At 42.2% G+C, this 16,495-nt stretch carries 13 protein-coding genes and 1 tRNA gene; 5 read left to right on the top strand and 9 right to left on the bottom strand.

The genetic code is table 11. The features are described 5' to 3' along the window. Positions 1-7 precede the first annotated feature (7 nt). The 4 genes from AAFH98_RS14620 to AAFH98_RS14605 all read right to left on the bottom strand — a co-directional run bounded on the left by AAFH98_RS14620 (position 8) and on the right by AAFH98_RS14605 (position 2,606). The gene (locus AAFH98_RS14620; RefSeq protein WP_342523579.1) at positions 8-940 is read right to left on the bottom strand and encodes a ribose-phosphate diphosphokinase; all 933 of its coding nucleotides are present in this window, start codon (positions 938-940) and stop codon (positions 8-10) included. Positions 941-1,007: 67 nt separating this feature from the next. After that, positions 1,008-1,078, bottom strand: a tRNA-Gln gene (locus tag AAFH98_RS14615). Positions 1,079-1,130: 52 nt separating this feature from the next. Next, a complete protein-coding gene (locus AAFH98_RS14610) occupies positions 1,131-2,321 on the bottom strand; it encodes a DUF2851 family protein (protein WP_342523577.1) in 1,191 nt (396 codons plus the stop codon). Between the two features lie 3 nt (positions 2,322-2,324). Next, positions 2,325-2,606, bottom strand: a complete 282-nt coding sequence (locus AAFH98_RS14605; RefSeq protein ID WP_342523576.1) for a hypothetical protein — start codon at positions 2,604-2,606, stop codon at positions 2,325-2,327. Between the two features lie 107 nt (positions 2,607-2,713). Between AAFH98_RS14605 and AAFH98_RS14600 the strand changes: the two genes are divergently transcribed. Together AAFH98_RS14600 and AAFH98_RS14595 are read left to right on the top strand one after the other, a co-directional pair. Further along, positions 2,714-3,223, top strand: a complete 510-nt coding sequence (locus AAFH98_RS14600) for a phosphoribosyltransferase family protein (protein WP_342523575.1) — start codon at positions 2,714-2,716, stop codon at positions 3,221-3,223. Between the two features lie 138 nt (positions 3,224-3,361). After that, positions 3,362-4,255: a DUF3078 domain-containing protein gene (locus AAFH98_RS14595; RefSeq protein ID WP_342523573.1), complete on the top strand. Its 894-nt coding sequence runs from the start codon at positions 3,362-3,364 to the stop codon at positions 4,253-4,255. Between the two features lie 86 nt (positions 4,256-4,341). Here AAFH98_RS14595 and amaB read toward each other — a convergent pair whose 3' ends face one another. After that, entirely contained in the window at positions 4,342-5,871 is a 1,530-nt protein-coding gene (gene amaB, locus AAFH98_RS14590) for an L-piperidine-6-carboxylate dehydrogenase (protein WP_342523572.1), read from the bottom strand. 135 nt (positions 5,872-6,006) lie between these two features. Between amaB and AAFH98_RS14585 the strand changes: the two genes are divergently transcribed. Beyond that, positions 6,007-6,804, top strand: coding sequence for a TrmH family RNA methyltransferase (locus AAFH98_RS14585; RefSeq protein WP_342523571.1), 798 nt, complete (start codon positions 6,007-6,009; stop codon positions 6,802-6,804). Between the two features lie 103 nt (positions 6,805-6,907). Further along, complete coding sequence (locus AAFH98_RS14580) at positions 6,908-8,230, top strand: PhoH family protein (protein WP_342523570.1); 1,323 nt, start codon at positions 6,908-6,910, stop codon at positions 8,228-8,230. Between the two features lie 65 nt (positions 8,231-8,295). Here the strand turns inward: AAFH98_RS14580 and AAFH98_RS14575 are convergent, their stop codons facing one another. The 3 genes from AAFH98_RS14575 to AAFH98_RS14565 all read right to left on the bottom strand — a co-directional run bounded on the left by AAFH98_RS14575 (position 8,296) and on the right by AAFH98_RS14565 (position 14,554). After that, positions 8,296-9,528 carry a BaiN/RdsA family NAD(P)/FAD-dependent oxidoreductase gene (locus tag AAFH98_RS14575; protein ID WP_342523569.1) on the bottom strand — a complete coding sequence of 411 codons (1,233 nt, stop codon included), beginning with the start codon at positions 9,526-9,528 and terminating at the stop codon, positions 8,296-8,298. A 5-nt stretch (positions 9,529-9,533) separates the two neighbouring features. Continuing rightward, positions 9,534-10,355: a glutamate racemase gene (murI, locus tag AAFH98_RS14570; protein WP_342523568.1), complete on the bottom strand. Its 822-nt coding sequence runs from the start codon at positions 10,353-10,355 to the stop codon at positions 9,534-9,536. An 86-nt stretch (positions 10,356-10,441) separates the two neighbouring features. Next, positions 10,442-14,554: a lamin tail domain-containing protein gene (locus AAFH98_RS14565; RefSeq protein ID WP_342523566.1), complete on the bottom strand. Its 4,113-nt coding sequence runs from the start codon at positions 14,552-14,554 to the stop codon at positions 10,442-10,444. Positions 14,555-14,815: 261 nt separating this feature from the next. Here AAFH98_RS14565 and AAFH98_RS14560 point away from each other — a divergent pair, with 261 nt between their 5' ends. Beyond that, positions 14,816-15,220: a hypothetical protein gene (locus AAFH98_RS14560; protein WP_342523564.1), complete on the top strand. Its 405-nt coding sequence runs from the start codon at positions 14,816-14,818 to the stop codon at positions 15,218-15,220. 73 nt (positions 15,221-15,293) lie between these two features. On the opposite strand, the gene asd is transcribed toward AAFH98_RS14560, so the two are convergent. Then, a complete protein-coding gene (gene asd / locus AAFH98_RS14555; protein ID WP_342523563.1) occupies positions 15,294-16,352 on the bottom strand; it encodes an aspartate-semialdehyde dehydrogenase in 1,059 nt (352 codons plus the stop codon). Between the last annotated feature and the right edge of the window lie 143 nt (positions 16,353-16,495).

Below are 16,495 nucleotides of genomic sequence, written 5' to 3'. Positions count from 1 at the left end.
CGTTAATTTAATCGTCAAAAAGTGCACTTATCGTGTCGTTGGTGTGGATACGTTGAATTGCTTCAGCAAAAATACCCGCTACACTCAAAACCTTTATCTTGCTCGAAGGCTTACGTAACGGCACTGTATCGGTAACCAACAGTTGATCAATAGGTGAATCCTCAATGCGTTGGTACGCAGGTCCAGATAAAATCGGATGCGTACATGTCGCAATAATATTTAATGCTCCGCGATCTTTCAGTGCGGAGGCTGCATTTGTTAATGTGCCGGCTGTATCTATGAGATCGTCAACAATCAGCACATTTTTGTTTTCAACTTCGCCGACTATATTCATTACTTCGGCGACATTCTGTTTGGGCCTCCTTTTATCAATAAAAGCAAGCCGTGCTCCCAAACGTTTGGCATAAGCTCGAGCCATTTTAAGACTGCCTACGTCAGGAGCAACAACGACCAGGTTTTCAATAGGGTGGTCGCTGAAATAATCTATAAAAAGCCGGCTGGCATATAAATGGTCAACCGGAATATCGAAAAATCCCTGAATTTGTGCTGCATGCAGATCCATCGTCAAAATACGATCAGCACCGGCCTCAGTTAGCAAATTTGCCATTAACTTTGAGGCGATAGAAACACGCGGCTGATCTTTACGATCTTGACGAGCATACCCAAAATAGGGAATTACAGCTGTAACACGTTTGGCCGAAGCCCGCTTGGCAGCATCCAGCAACAATAATAACTCCATGATGTTATCGCCCGGTGGAGGTGTGGATTGCACCACAAAAATATCTTCACCTCTAATGCTCTGCTCATATTTTGCATAGAGCTCACCATCCGAAAAAGGTTTAATTGTTACTTCACCTAAATCAGTACCGTATTTTTCAGCAATAGCTCTGGAAAGAGCAAGGTTGCTGCGTCCGGCAAATATGGCTAAGGGAGTATCCAACGAAGCAAATTTTCAGGGAGTTATAAAAAGAGAAAAGGATGGCTGTAAAGTCATCCTTTTGTATTTGTTGCCCGGGGAGGACTCGAACCCCCACTGACGGTACCAAAAACCGCTGTCCTGCCATTAGACGACCGGGCAATTTCATGCCTTTTTCAACAGATGCAGATGATATGAATTTAATGGTTTGGAATCAAGAAGAAATTACACTTTTAAATATTTTGCAATGTTGACAATTGCGGGGGCGACAATACGATCGCAATTGATGTATGGCTCCAAGCTTTTGGGCATATATTGATTCTGGAATAGCTGTTTTGTCAAGAAGTTTAAGCAGGGACGAAGGGATATTAGCTTCGTGTGTTTGCCATAACGACCAACAACGACTTTTTAGTGACTCATTAAAGAACAAGTTACCTAAAAAATATAGGGCTGGTAAAAATACAGTTCCAAATAAAATAGATGCCCGCTCTTGGCCAAGTCCAGGCTTAGTTTCAATAGTATTGAGTAGATTCTGCCAGAGTTCTTTGGGATTATTTCGCATCCATTGTTCGAAAGGTGCTCGATTGATGTGCCAAAGTAGTTCTGCGGCCTGTTGTATACGAAGGTGTGGATGGTTGCCGGGACGACATCCTTTATGGTTCCAACTGATTGTTTTCGGGGTATTATCTGTTGCGTTAATTCCTGACAAGCTTAGCGCTCGGATTCGCAATTTGTTTTTGCTGTAGGTATCTAACTTTTTGTCCTGAAAGATAAGAGTTGCCAATTGTTGCATTTGGTCACGATTGTGAGAAATGCCAAGGCCATCCCAAAGACCAAAAACAAGCATTTTACGCCATGCTTGCGATGGAGGAAGTGATGGAGTATAAAAGTCCAACAAGTCATCTACTTTTTGTTCAAAATACTCGTGGTGAGCTTTTTGAAGCTGTTGAGCAAATACCTCTTCTGATATAAACGACAGTTGTCCTGCGCAAGGCAGTTGTGGGCTTTGCTGATATTGGCTCAAAAAAGTTTGCAAAGGTTTTTTGAGATACGGAGCCAGGCAAAGGGTAGGAATTTTAGTATGATCTTCTCGCTGGCTACGTTCGTCCGTGGAGGTAAACACCACATGTAAAATAACATTGTTATAGTTGACATCGGTATGGTGGTTATGGGCTTTCCAATCAGGTAGTGACCAGTGAAGTTCTACATTTCCATACCATCGTAAGCCGTCAATCATAATTTCTGCGGACAGAAAGTCGGGTCCATCCGATTTATTGAGCGTGCCGGTATCGTGGATTTGAATAGCTTGTTGATTGACGGTTTGGAGGTTCCGAAACTGGAACTGGCGATTATTCCAAATCCAATGCAGCAGTTTTTCGTGATATGAGGACTTTTCACCGTTCATCAATTACATCTTTTTGCTTAGAGGAATGGTCTCTGTTGCTTCATAGAGGTTTGGTATGTTCTGATGTATTCTACGTTGGATGCTTTTGCGGAGTCGGTCTAATCTGCTGGTTCCTTTCTGCTTGGCAAGATAGTGTTCTAACGTTGCCCAGCGCCCTGCTTTCTCCGCATTTTTAGCAAGCCAAGCTCTGTTTTCGGTGCCTTTTTGGGGAGAAAGAAGAAACCCTGCTGTAAGCCCGTCTATGAATGAAGTGGTAAACAGTAAAAAATTTGTTTTGCGACTCATAATATACTCTCTTATTTATGATGTGATTATAAACTATATAAGTAATGTACAAAGCTGTTTGTTTATTATAAATTAATGCCAACATTTTAAGGAAAAATGATAGATCAATGGGTGTAGAGTCACAATTAGTTTTGATGTCGAGAGCTCGAATGGTACGCTCGCTAAATCGCATAGCGCACGAGATCGTGGAGCAAAATATTGATGATGCTCCAATATATCTTTTTGGTATTAACAAGCGGGGATATATAGTTGCAGAGGTATTGAATGATATTTTGAAAAAGATGCCTAATAGTAAGGTTCGGTTAAATCAACTGATGTTGAATGCCGATACGTTAACTGAAGAGTTGAATGAAATTTCATTATCTAAAGAGCATTACCCGATCATTGTCGATGATGTGATTTTTTCGGGAAAAACGATGTTTAGTGCTCTTAAAACAATATCTGAACACTTACAACCTGCGGAAATACATACAGCAGTATTAATAGATCGTGGGCATCGCAAGTTTCCTATTAAAGCTGAGTTTTGTGGAAAAGAATTGCCTACTAAATTAGATGAGCATGTGTCAGTTGAAGTGGAAGGAGAAGAGTTGAGGCATGTAATTCTTCAGAAACAGTAGGATTGGAACTTTATTGCTACCTTTAATGTCCATATATTCGGCTATTAAAATTTAAATAAAGTATAAATTCATCTACACTATTTTTTCACTGTTATTATGAAAAAGTCCCCTTTTCTCTTTCTCATTTGTTTTTTTCTAATGGTAACATCCCCAAGCTTAGCTCAAGAAGCTATTGAGATAAGTAAGTTACTTGAGACCGAGTCTGATATTTCAGTTCGGGATATGTCAAATGTAAATAGCAAGGTTGTTGTATCAGATACCCTCAGGGGTTGGGCTGTGGATTGGCAAGGTGGATTGAATGGTTCACAGGCCTCGTACGATAACTGGAGCCAGGGTGGTGTTAATACTATTAGTGTTACTGCTTCAACTGTTTTTAATGCGAAGTATCGAAAAGGACAGTTTGCATATGCGTTGGCAACAAATTTTAAATACGGACAAGCCCGCATCGAAGATGAGGGAACCCGCAAAACGGATGACCGTATTGCTGTTAATAATAAGTTTAGTTACTTATTTGAAGATGAGCGTTGGAGCGCCTTTGGAAATATTAATTTCAGTACTCAGTTTGATGAGGGGTTTGATTATTCTACGGAACCGTCTACAAAAATTTCCAGCTTTTTTGCCCCCGCCTATTTTACACAAATTGCGGGTATAGCTTTTCAGCCTAAAGAGTACTTTACAGCTGAAGCGGGTATGGCAATGAAGCAAACGATTGTATCAGATACCGATTTATCTACGCGATATGGTTTGGAAGAGGGGGAAACGTTTCGGTTTGAGCCGGGTTATTCACTGGCCATGAACTTTGAGAAGAAAATTGTTTCAAATGTTCGATTGATCAGTTCAGTTGAAACTTTTACAAACTTACAGCGTCATGTCGATAACACAGATGTTCATTTCTCGAATGAATTAATTGGAAAAGTTAATGATTATCTGAATATGTCGTTTCAGTTTGTGATGGTTTATGATAGTGACTTTTCGAGAGAGCTACAGGTTAAGCAGGTTCTTTCTGCTGGCATTTCGTATAGTATTTTATAGCTTACCGATCGAAATTATTAGACTATAAAAAAAGCCCCGAAATTCGGGGCTTTTTGTTTTTTGCGATAGGTTTTTCTAAATCGCGCTTATTCCACGTCAAACTCAATACCTTGTGCCAACGGCATTTCATCACTCCAGTTAATGGTATTGGTTTGTCGACGCATATATGCTTTCCAGGCATCGGAACCTGATTCGCGACCACCGCCGGTTTCTTTTTCACCGCCAAAAGCTCCGCCAATCTCGGCACCACTGGTACCCACATTGATATTGGCAATACCGCAATCAGAACCTCGAGCACTTAAGAAGGTTTCAGCTTCGCGCATATTTAGGGTAAATATTGATGAACTAAGCCCTTGTTTAACGCCATTGTGTTTCGCAATAGCCTCATCAAGATCACTATATTTTATGAGATAGAGGATAGGAGCAAAAGTTTCTTCCTGGACGATGTTGTATTCATTTTCAGCAGTAACAATAGCTGGTTTAACATAATGCCCACCATTAAGTTTCTTTTTCTCTAATTTCTCTCCCCCATAAATAATTTCTCCTCCAGCTTCCTGTACCTCTTTAAGTGCTTGTTGCATATTTTCGGCAGCATCTTCATCGATAAGAGGCCCAACAAGCGTATCTTCGTCCAGTGGATTGCCGATATTAACATCTTTGTAAATTTCGATGAGTCGATCTTTTAAGTCATCAAAAACATCTTCGTGGACAATTAGGCGACGAGTTGAGGTACACCGTTGACCGCACGTACCAACAGAACCAAATACGGTAGCACGGGCTGCCATTTCAAGATCAGCATTTTCAGATACTATAATGCCGTTATTTCCGCCGAGTTCTAAAATAGTTTTACCTAAACGAGCGCCTACGGTTTTGGCTACTTCTTTACCCATGCGAATAGAGCCGGTAGCAGAAATAAGCGGAATACGTTCGTCCTCAGTCATCCATTCGCCGACTTCACGTCCACCAGTGATGAGGTTAAAGATTCCTTCTGGCAAGTCATTTCGCTTTAATACTTTGGCAATAATATTTTGGACTGCAATCCCGCATAAAGGTGTTTTTTCTGATCCCTTCCAGATCATAACGTTTCCACAAATAGCGGCAATCATGGCGTTCCAGCTGTAAACCGCAACGGGAAAGTTAAAGGCTGAGATAATTCCAGTAATGCCCAATGGGTGCCACTGTTCATACATACGATGTTGGGGACGCTCAGATTGCATTGTTTTTCCATAGAGCATCCGCGATTGACCAACAGCAAAATCACAGATGTCAATCATTTCCTGTACTTCGCCCAAGCCTTCCTGATAGATTTTACCCATTTCGTAGGTAACAAGTCGGCCAAGATCTTCTTTGTGTTTGCGAAGCTCGAGGCCAATTTGGCGAACAATCTCACCACGTTTTGGCGCAGGGATCATTCGCCATTCCTCAAACGCCTCCTGTGCTTTGGTAACCACTTTGTCATAATCTTCGCGAGTAGTTACCGTAGTGTCAGCAATTTGTGAGCCATCGATAGGGGTATGGCTGGATATTGTTTCTTTACTTTCTGATCCCAAAAACTTTTGCCCGGTACTGGTACCTAAGTTTGTGCCTTCAATACCTAATTTTTTAAGAAAGTCCATAGCTTTGGTTGAATGATTTGTTAAATTTTTGTTTTAAAATAAGGATACTTTTCATGATATGAAGACCAGTTTTGAAAAGTTTCTTATTGTTTGAAGACATTGTTGCTAATTCTAAAATATATCACGTAAAGCATAGTGCATTTACCCTCGGCTTCCAATCGACAACAGACCCTTCTGCGAAAATTAAACCGAAAAAAATACCGTTACAAAGAACGCCTGTTTCTAATCGAGGGAGCACGCGCGGTACAGCAGGTGGTAGCCAATAATTCGGTTCGTATTAAGGTGTTGTTTTTTGATGAAAGTAAGCGGTATTGGGAGCAAGAGGATTGGCGTGAGGTGATTAGCGAGTTTGATACAGCAATGGTAAGCCAAGAGCTTTTTCGGGAAGTATCTGATACAGATACTCCACAGGGGGTTCTGGCATTGTGCCATATGCCGGAAGAGGCAACTGTAGACCACCTGGCATCAAAATCAGGGTTAATTGTAGCGCTTGATGGGTTGCAGGACCCGGGGAATTTGGGAACGATCATTCGCACAGCGGGGTGGTTTAATATATCGGGTATTATTTCCGGCAAGGGTACGGTGGATATGTTTCATCCTAAAGTGGTGCGGGGGACCGCCGGGGCAACAGGGACGATTCCATTTATGAATGGGGAACTGCCCGAGGTTTTTGATACCATGGAGCATAAAAACTGGCAGATATTTCTGTTGGATGCCGGAGCTGGAGCAAAGGCACTAAACGAAGTAACATCCATTGAAAAAGGAGTGATTGTGGTAGGAAATGAGGGGCACGGTATTGATGATGGGTTGATGACGGGCGAACGAAATAGAGTAAAAATTCCATCGCCAGTGGGAGTAGATAATGTGGAGAGCTTAAATGCGGCTATTGCGACGTCTATTGCGCTGTATGACCTGTCGGCAAAAGTAGGATAATTTCTGATTTTGTACACTTGCTATTGATTCTGGATTTTGGATTCTATAACCTGTTTGCTACGGTTCGGCATGATTATTCTGTGCAACATAAATACTTTGTGATATGACCAAGATGAAGAAAATATACGTTCTGGATACGTCGGTACTGCTGTATGATTCCGAAGCGGTGAAGAATTTTCAGAAAAATGATATCGCTATTCCCATTACAGTGCTTGAGGAGATTGATACCTTTAAGAAGGGCAATGATGTGATCAACTTGCATGCAAGGGAGTTTAGCCGCTATTTGGATAAGATTTCGGACAAGAATTTACTTCAAAAATGGATTCCTTTGAATGGGAAAACGCACGGAAAGTTGCGGGTGATTAGTAACGAGAATAGTGAGCTGGATGCTTCGAAAGTATTTGGAAAGGAGAAAAACGATCACCGGATTTTAAATTCGGTGCTTAGACTGATGGAAGAGGAACCCAAGAAAAAGGTAATCCTGGTATCGAAGGATATCAATCTGCGGATTAAGGCACGGGCACTGAATATTGATGCAGAGGATTATGAGACGATCCAGATTAAGGATATTGATCATCTGTACAAAGGGAAGAAGGAAGTAGCCTGTGATGATTCAGTTATTGCCACACTGTATGAAGATGGGAGTGTACCTTATACTGAGATAGTGGAGGAGAAACCGAATAGTAATCAGTTTTTTATCCTAAAGGGATCGTCAAGCTCGGCGTTGGCTTGTTACAATGCCCAGGATAATGTTGTAGAGCTGGTGAAAAAGCAAACGGCCTATGGTGTTACGCCTCGTAATGCCGAACAAACTTTTGCGCTGCAGGCTATTATGAATCCTGATAATTTACTGGTGACGATTACCGGTGCGGCGGGTACGGGCAAGACCTTGTTGGCATTGGCTGGGGCATTACAACAGCGGCGGAATTTTCATCAGATCTTTTTAGCACGACCCATTGTGCCACTCAGTAATAGTGATATCGGCTACCTGCCGGGAGATATTGAGTCAAAAATTGATCCCTATATGCAGCCGCTCTGGGATAATCTTTCGTTTATCAAAAACCAGTTTTCGGAATCCAGTAAGAAGTTTCAGAAGGTGGATGAGATGTTGGAGAATGATAAGCTGCGAATTATTCCTCTGGCGTATATCAGGGGACGCAGCCTCTCAAATGTGATTTTTATTGTAGATGAAGCCCAAAACCTGACGCCTCATGAAGTGAAAACAATTATTACGCGAGCGGGAGAAAATACGAAGATTATTTTCACGGGTGATATTTTCCAGATTGATACGCCCTACCTTGATACCCAAAGTAACGGGTTATCATTTTTGGTGGATCGCATGCAGGATAACGAGCTTTATGCACATATCAATCTCGAAAAAGGAGAGCGCTCGGAGCTTGCTAACTTGGCCAGTAAATTATTATGAAAATAGGTCACAGATTCACATAGATTGTATGTGATATATATGTTCACATCGGTGATAATCTGTGGCTATTCTCCGCCAATATTTTGAGCGGCAATCCATCCCGTAGTCCAGGCCGACTGGAAGTTATAGCCGCCAGTGATACCATCAATATTGAGCACTTCGCCGGCAAAATAAAGATTGGGTACTTTTTGGCTTTCCATCGTTCCCATATTGATTTCATCCAGTGGAATGCCGCCACTGGTGACAAACTCATCTTTATAAGTGGTCTTACCCTCAATATCATATTGTGCATTGACTAACTCTTGAGTCAAATCATGTATCTGCTGATTAGAGAGCTCGGCCCACCGCATAGTGGGGGCAATATTAGCAAGTTCAAGAAAACGTATCCACAAGCGGTTGGGGATAGGGAAGACATTTTGTTTTTGAGCTGTTTTGCGGGCGTTCTTTTCCCGGAGTGTTTTGAGCTCTTCCTGAACCTCATGGGGTTTGTTGGGATGCAGCCAATTCACATTAATGGTAAACGAGTATTCCTGGTTATGTAGGTATCGTGCTGCCCAAGCCGATGTTTTTAACACGGCCGGACCGCTTAGTCCCCAGTGTGTAATTAAAATGGGACCATGATGTTCGAAAGATGTATCCTTAATGTTTACAGAGCCATGTTCTATCGCGATGCCAGCGAGATCTTCAAATATTTTCTCCTTAAAATTGAATGTAAACAGTGAGGGTACCGGTTCAACAATAGAATGTTCCAGCTCTTCCAGCCATTGGTAGGTACTACGCCGGTTTGAGCCACCCGTTGCAATAACTACAGCATCAAAAATTTGGGACTCTTGTTTTTTTATGGAGAGGATGAACTGTTGATTTTTGGTTGGAGTAATTGCTTCAACCCGATACCGATTGTAAACATCAACGTTATGTTTTTGAGCTTCTCTTTTTAGACAATTGATAATGGTAGCTGAATCATCAGTCGTGGGAAACATGCGTCCGTCATCCTCTGTTTTGAGGTCAATCCCGCGATCTTCGAACCAAGATACGGTGTCAGCAGGCTGAAACTGCTCGAACGCCCAGCGTAGTTCCCTCGACCCCCTCGGATAAGCTTTAGACATCACTTCTGGGTCAAAACAATGGTGGGTAACATTGCACCGCCCGCCGCCTGAAATACGTACTTTGGAAAGGACTTCTCGGCTTTTTTCAAAGATAGTTACTTGTAAATTTGGATGGAGTCGGGCAGTATTGACAGCAGCAAAAAAGCCTGCCGCTCCACCGCCAACAACGGCAATTTTTTGGGAGTTGGGCATAATATTTACAGATCGATAAACTCAGAGGCTATCTCTTTGCCCCAAAAGAATTTAGCATGATCATCAAAATCGTCGGTAGAATCAGTGGTAAGAAATTTTTTAGATCTACCTGTTGTACATTTTTCCGCTATTTCGGGATGTCTTTGAAGGTAATCATCGAGGCTTTTGGCGACAATTTCCCCCTGACTTAAAATAGTAATATCATCCCCAACATATGTTTTAATTTTATCAAGTAACAGCGGGTAGTGTGTACAAGCAAGCAGCAACGTATCAATTTTGGGTGATTGGGATAGAATCCCATCAATATGTTGCTGAATAAAATAGTCGGCTCCGTCACTGTCATACTCTTGGTTTTCAACCAGCGGTACCCACATAGGGCATGCCTCTTGATAGACTGTTAATTCGGGAAACTGCTGTCGAATTTCCATGACATATGAATTGGAGTTTACAGTTCCACTTGTCCCAAGAACTCCCACGTGGCCGGTTTTAGAGTAACGGCCAATGACTTCGGCAGTGGGACGAATAACACCGAGTACCCTTCGATCGGGAGCAATGTTGGGAAGATCTTTTTGCTGAATATTGCGTAACGCTTTGGCCGAAGCTGTATTACAAGCCAGAATAATCAAGTGGCAATTCTGATCAAAAAGATATTCCACACATTGCCGGGTATATTGGTAAATGGTATCAAACGAGCGACCTCCATATGGAGCTCGAGCATTGTCACCAAGGTAAAGGTAATCATATTCGGGAAGATTTTTCACGATCTCTTTCATGACCGTTAAACCACCATAGCCCGAGTCAAAAATACCGATTGGGGCAGTACTCATTGAATAGTTTAGAACTTATGAATTAAGAACTTTTGCAAATGATCTAAAACTAAGAAAAATATCCCAATTCCTAATTTCTCAATTTGCTAATTGAGTCGTCGAGCTAATACAACGGTTTCTTTGAATGTTTTATCGCTTCCCGAAGCGCTGTCATAGGCTTCAAAAATGACAATGTAAATGCCGATACGGTTACGACTGTTATCATCTTTGCGTCCGTCCCAAATTAGTTGACCTTCAAACCCGGCTTGTTCGCCATCCGCCAATGTCCGAACGTAACGGCCATACCGATCATAAATGCGAACCTTCATCAGGTAGTCCTGCTGATCCAGCTTATAGTTAATAAATAAGTTATCTTCGTAGCCATCATCATCCGGTGAAAAAGGGTTCGGTTCGAAGCTGAGGCCGGTACCTTCGGTAATGTCAGTATTTTCCTGGTAGATAGAATTTTTGCTGTTTGGGGTACCACCTTTGTCGGTAATGCTGGAACCCCAGTTTGAATCGTCATTACTGGGCCCATTCGGACTAATACGTTCGAGGGTGATGCCACGCGTATCAATGATGTTGGGATTGTGCCAGCTTTCATCATAAAAAACGGAATCGATAGTTGTACCGATACTATCAGCAATATAGATAGCATCGCCAGATGACGCCAAGCTTAGACTGGATCGATCTGCTCGCATTATTGATTGGAGATTTGGCGAATCTAATTCAAAAAAAGTAGCTGTTAGACTTTCCTCAAAATCAGTGGCTTCATCGGCATGGACGAGCACGTGTTCCTGTGGCAGTACCCATTTTGCAGTGGATGAAACAGGCTGGATATTACGAGTATTCCCATTTTCATCCGGCTCGTCGTGTAAAAATAATCCCTCAAGAGAAATAGCATAGTCTTGTGTGTTTCGCAATTCGATATATTCAGACTGATCCGGCAGGTTGTCGTCAGAATCAGATAAGGGATTAAACATGATTTCATTAATCACAAGGTCGCCGTTCTGGATGGGTTGAGCAACAGGAATATCGACGGCAGATGTTATATTCCCTTTAACATCTTGCAGATTTTCGGCTCGTATCTTGATATTATCAGTATTGGTTGTTTTAGCAGGTGATTTTTTGAGAATAATGCGATTTGCATTGGTTGAATCATAAGCTGATACCGAAAGTTGTTGTCCCCCATTATAAAAGGCGAGCTCATCAGTAAGTTGAATAAACTCATTAAAGTGAACTTCAAAAGTGCCATCAGGTATTGTTTTTGAAAATATGATTTCGGGACCATCGGTATCTTTTTTGAAGATGGTGTTTTGTGTTCCTGCTGACGTGCCGCTTTCAGAATTGCTTGTTTGCCAATTAGATGGGTCATTTGAGGCTGCCAGCGGATCTTTGCGTTCTAATGATGTTCCCCCGAGATTTCCACCCCAATGTTGATGATAGTGTAAAGAATCAATTGTTATTCCACTGGCATTCTTGATATAGACATCATCCGGCATATTATTATTCAAAGCAGGAAAACCGCTAATGGTAACAGCATCGGGAATATCTGTCGCAAAATTTTGATTGCCGGTAAGTACGAGATATTGGCCAGCCTCAAGTTGTACCGTTTTTTCGATGGTCATTTTAGTACTATAATCGCCGACCGTCCAGTTGGTGAGGTCAAAGTTTTTATCAGAGGTGTTATAGAGTTCAATAAAATCTGCTTTGTTTCCGCTGCCGGGATCATATAAAATTTCATTAATTACAATTTGGCCGGTTTGAGCTTCATCAATTTGAAGGTACTCGAATGTACGCGTTGAAGTTGAAAGGCTATTCCCAAATATATCGGACAGGTTCGAAACGGTAACTTTATACATCTCTCCATCAGTAAGTGGTTGTTCTAAAAAGAGTGTTACCGTTGTCCTTTCAACAGAAATCAGTTGTATGTCAATAGAGGGAGAAAGTTGATAATTTTGGGTATTGGTGGCTGACTCGACGGTTATATTTTCTGAGAAGGTAAGCTCAATTTTATTGTTATCTACAGCAATGACATCATCAAATGATGGAGCCGTGTTATCTTTAGCTATCTCATTTTGAGTTCCCGGGGTACCAACTCCATTGGGCGCATCGCCCCAGTTGCTTTGATAGGTTCCCAAAACGTCAATAGTACGTCGCTCTATGGCTATTTCGTTGCCGCCCCAATTCGAATTGTATTGCAGAGAATCCAACAACGAACCATTTTGGTCTCGTATGATGATTTGATCGCCGCCGTTGTTGAGGGCAGGAAAACTATTCATGGCTATCAATGCTATGTCAGGATATTCGGTCTCAATAGTATTATCGGGAGCTATAACCACAAAACTGTCGGGTGGGAGGATAAATTGGCTGTTGGATATCGTGCCCTCAAAGGTTTCTCGGTTATCACTAAGCGTCCAGTCATGTAGGTCAAGCGATTTATCAGAGTGGTTATAGAGTTCGATATATTCGGTATTTCCCGAAGGTGGATCGTACATAAATTCGTTTATAGCGACATCACCAGAATCGACCGGAGAGGGATTGTAAAAAGTAAAAGAAGTATCAATGGATGTGATGGTATTGCCAAAAATATCTGTTGCACCTTCGATTGAAAGGGTATAATGCTGTGCGTCTTGCAGGGCTGATCCAAGCGAAAGTTCTACAGTATCAGCTGTCGTTTGATTAATGGATGTACTGTTATTGGTAATATTATAGTTGCCGGATTGACCCAGCCGTTCATCAAAAACCAGTTGCAGTGTTTGCGTGGATATGATATTGAGATCAATTAGCTCCGGAGGAGTATAATCGGGTGCTATTTCGTTGGCGGTTCCCGGCGTGCCTCCATCGGGATTAGGAGAGTCGCCCCAGTTTTCCTGGTAAGTACTCGGAGTTGACGCTGAGCGTCGTTCCAGGGCTAAATCGATACCGCCCCAGGTTGAGTTGTAGGTTAGAGAATCTGCCTTAGCTCCAGTGTTAGTAATCAATTGTACCGCATCAGGAGAAGTGTTATTGAGAGCGGGAAAGCCGGATTGGTGGTATGCTCGGTCCCCAAAAACAGAAGACAGTTCAACGGTATCAGCCGAAATAACCAAAAAGCTGTCGGGTTCTATTGGGATGGGATCAGAACCCAGACCGGAGTTGCTGTTGTTATCTGCAATTTCCCAGCCGGCAAGGTTGAGGTATTTATCGCTGGTATTTCGGATTTCAATATATTCTTCGCTTATAGTGGTAGGGTAATCATAGGCAAACTCGTTTATGATGATATCGCCTTCAGCGTATGTATCATAGATGAGGAAATTACTTGTAGTATTTTGAGCAATAGTTATTCCATTTTGATCATCCACATCATTAATAGTAATCGTGTACTCACCACTGGGAAAGGTTGTACTTCCATAATCAAGTTGCACGGTAGTACTATTCTTAAAAGTAACCGAGTTGGGAGTACCAATGCCGTTATCTATACTAAAATCAGAAGTTTGAACGGTCGATTGCTTATATTCTCGATTGAATATTATATCTATCTCGTTGCTACTGACTGAGGTTTGGTTAATGTCAAAAGGCGGAAGATCAATTTTGAAATCAAAAAAGAATTTATCGGAACGTGTAGAAGTGAAATTTATACGCGGGCCCAAATATGATGCACTCGTATGGGTATTATCGGTTCCGGTGATATTGGTGTCGAATGGCCCTCCATAGTTGTCGGAAACCTCCATTTGCCAATTGCCACTTGCGTCACGGTTCACCCGCACGGTATAGGTGCCACTGGATTGTACAACAGTAGTACCGGTAAGTACGGTAGTGGCTTCGGTGCCATTGTCATAACGCACAATTTTAAAGACATCATCGCCAGATTCGCCTACTTGCACGGCGTAACCATTGACCGATCCGTTAAGATCGGCGATGTCACTCATCAAAAATATTTCGGCCTGGTTAGATCCCGAAGGTTCAAATCCGCGGAATTCAATGAAAAAAGTCCAGCTGCCAGTTATATTAGTGGAGGGAGTTGACAAATAGGCAGGGCTTGTAGATGCATCCAGCTGAAGCAGAAAATTGGGGGTATCGTCAATGATCGTAAACGCCTCGATATTACCACTCCATGTAGGGCTATTTGTGAAATTTCCGTCCTCAAAACCATCTTCAAAATTTACTGTTTGGGCAATGACCCCCGAATGAAGGAATGTGAATAGAAGTAGAACAATTGTCTTGATGTTATATCCCATGATGATTTGTCTCCCCGAAAGTTTTGATATACAGTAGTAGAGTGGGAAACGATGGTTGTAGTCCTTACAAAAAAATAGGGTGAAACTGCTACCAACAGCCTCACCCCGGAAGGACATTTGATATTGCTCTCTATTTCAACGGCTTATACGCTTTTTCAGCGTTTCTGTTAGTAAGACCCTTGAGATGGCAAATCCTTACAAAATTTTTTCAGAAATTTTTATATACTTTTTTATCATCTTCTAAATTCAAATAAATCCATCATGAATTATACTTCAATCCCTTCAGTTCCTTTCGAGATTCCCAATATTTATCACGGCATACAGGTGGCTAAAGGATTGTTGAAAGTGAGGGAAGAGGGGCTCCATTTTGAATTTGAAGTGGAAGACAGTTTCCTTGGAATGATAAAATCAGGAGTTAAAACAGAGACGATTTTTTACAGAGATTTGGAGGGAATACGTTTTGAGAAAGGATGGTGGAATGGGAAAGTTGTTTTAGAAGGTACTTCTATGAAGGTTTTTGATAACTTCCCCGGCAGTGAACAAGGGCGGTTAACATTGAAAGTAAAGCGTTCTAATAGGGATGATGCCCAAAATGCTGTTTCATCGGCACGAGTTCACCTTTCCGAGCAGAAGCTAAAAGAACTTGATGACAAAAGCGGAGATTGAAAACTGATTAAATAAGCCCTGTCAGAGTTTTGAACTCTGACAGGGCTCTGGGAATAAGATTGTTAAAGAGAGATTAGTTGATATATCCTTTCGAAGCCAAGAGCTCGGCATTGAGAATGGCTCCACCGGCAGCTCCGCGAATAGTGTTGTGCGCCATAGTCACATATCCTAAATCCATGACGGTTCCTTCGCGAAGTCGTCCCACGGCCGTTTGCATACCTCCTTCCCGATCGGCATGAAGCCGAGGTTGGGGATGGCGGTCTTCTGTATAAAGTCGAACAGGATTATCTGGTGATGACGGTAGATCCAGATCCTCAATGGGATTTTGCCAATCGGTATAAGCTTTTTCAGCCTCTTTTATAGATGTAGGCGCATTTTGCAATTTAACGGATACCGAAAGCAAGTGTCCTTCGATGGTAGGGACGCGTACAGCTGTAGCTTGAATAGTAAAATCATTGAAGGCAATAGAATCATCCGACAAACTTCCCAACACTTTAGTGGCTTCGGTTTGTACTTTGGGTTCTTCGCCGCCGATATAGGGCACCACGTTTGCCACAATATCCATGCTGGAAACGCCGGGATAACCAGCTCCGGAAACTGATTGCATAGAAGTGACGACTAATGAGTCGATGCCGAAAGCATCGTGCAGCGGCCGCAACGACATAGAAAGGGGTACAGAAACACAGTTAGGATTGGTGACAATCCAGCCATTACCGTTGGGATCAAAATTCTGCTTTTTAATAAGCTCTGCGTGATCGGGGTTGACCTCGGGCACTAAAAGTGGTACTTGGTCATGCATCCGATAGTTTTTGGCATTGGAGATCACGGGAATGCCCGCTTCGGCAAAGTCCTTTTCGATATCTCCGGCAACGGAAGAATCTAATCCAGAAAAGACAAAGTCTACCCCTTTAAAATTAGCCGGATCACATTGCTGGACTTCCAGCTCGGCTGCGTTTGTTGGAAGCTCGGTCTTTTCTATCCAGTGGACGGCCTGTTTGTATTTCTTCCCGGCCGAGCGTTTTGAAGCGCCCAATACTTTGACCGTGAACCACGGGTGATTTTCGAGTAAGCGGATAAACTTTTGTCCGACAGCACCGGTTGCACCGAGTACGCCAACCTGGAAAGAATGCATAATAGTTTTGGTTAGTTGGTAAGATTTCAAGTTAGGTTAATAAAAGGGGATGAGTATAAAATCATTCCCAATGAGTCGGCAAAAATACACATAAAAGGATAATTAATTAAAGCAGTAATTTTTTCTATCTTTGGGCATCCTAA

This window comes from Fodinibius sp. Rm-B-1B1-1, assembly GCF_038594945.1.
GTDB lineage: Bacteria > Bacteroidota > Rhodothermia > Balneolales > Balneolaceae > Fodinibius > Fodinibius alkaliphilus.
The sequence above is the reverse complement of the archived record's forward strand: the minus strand, read 5'-3'. Positions and strand labels throughout refer to the sequence as shown.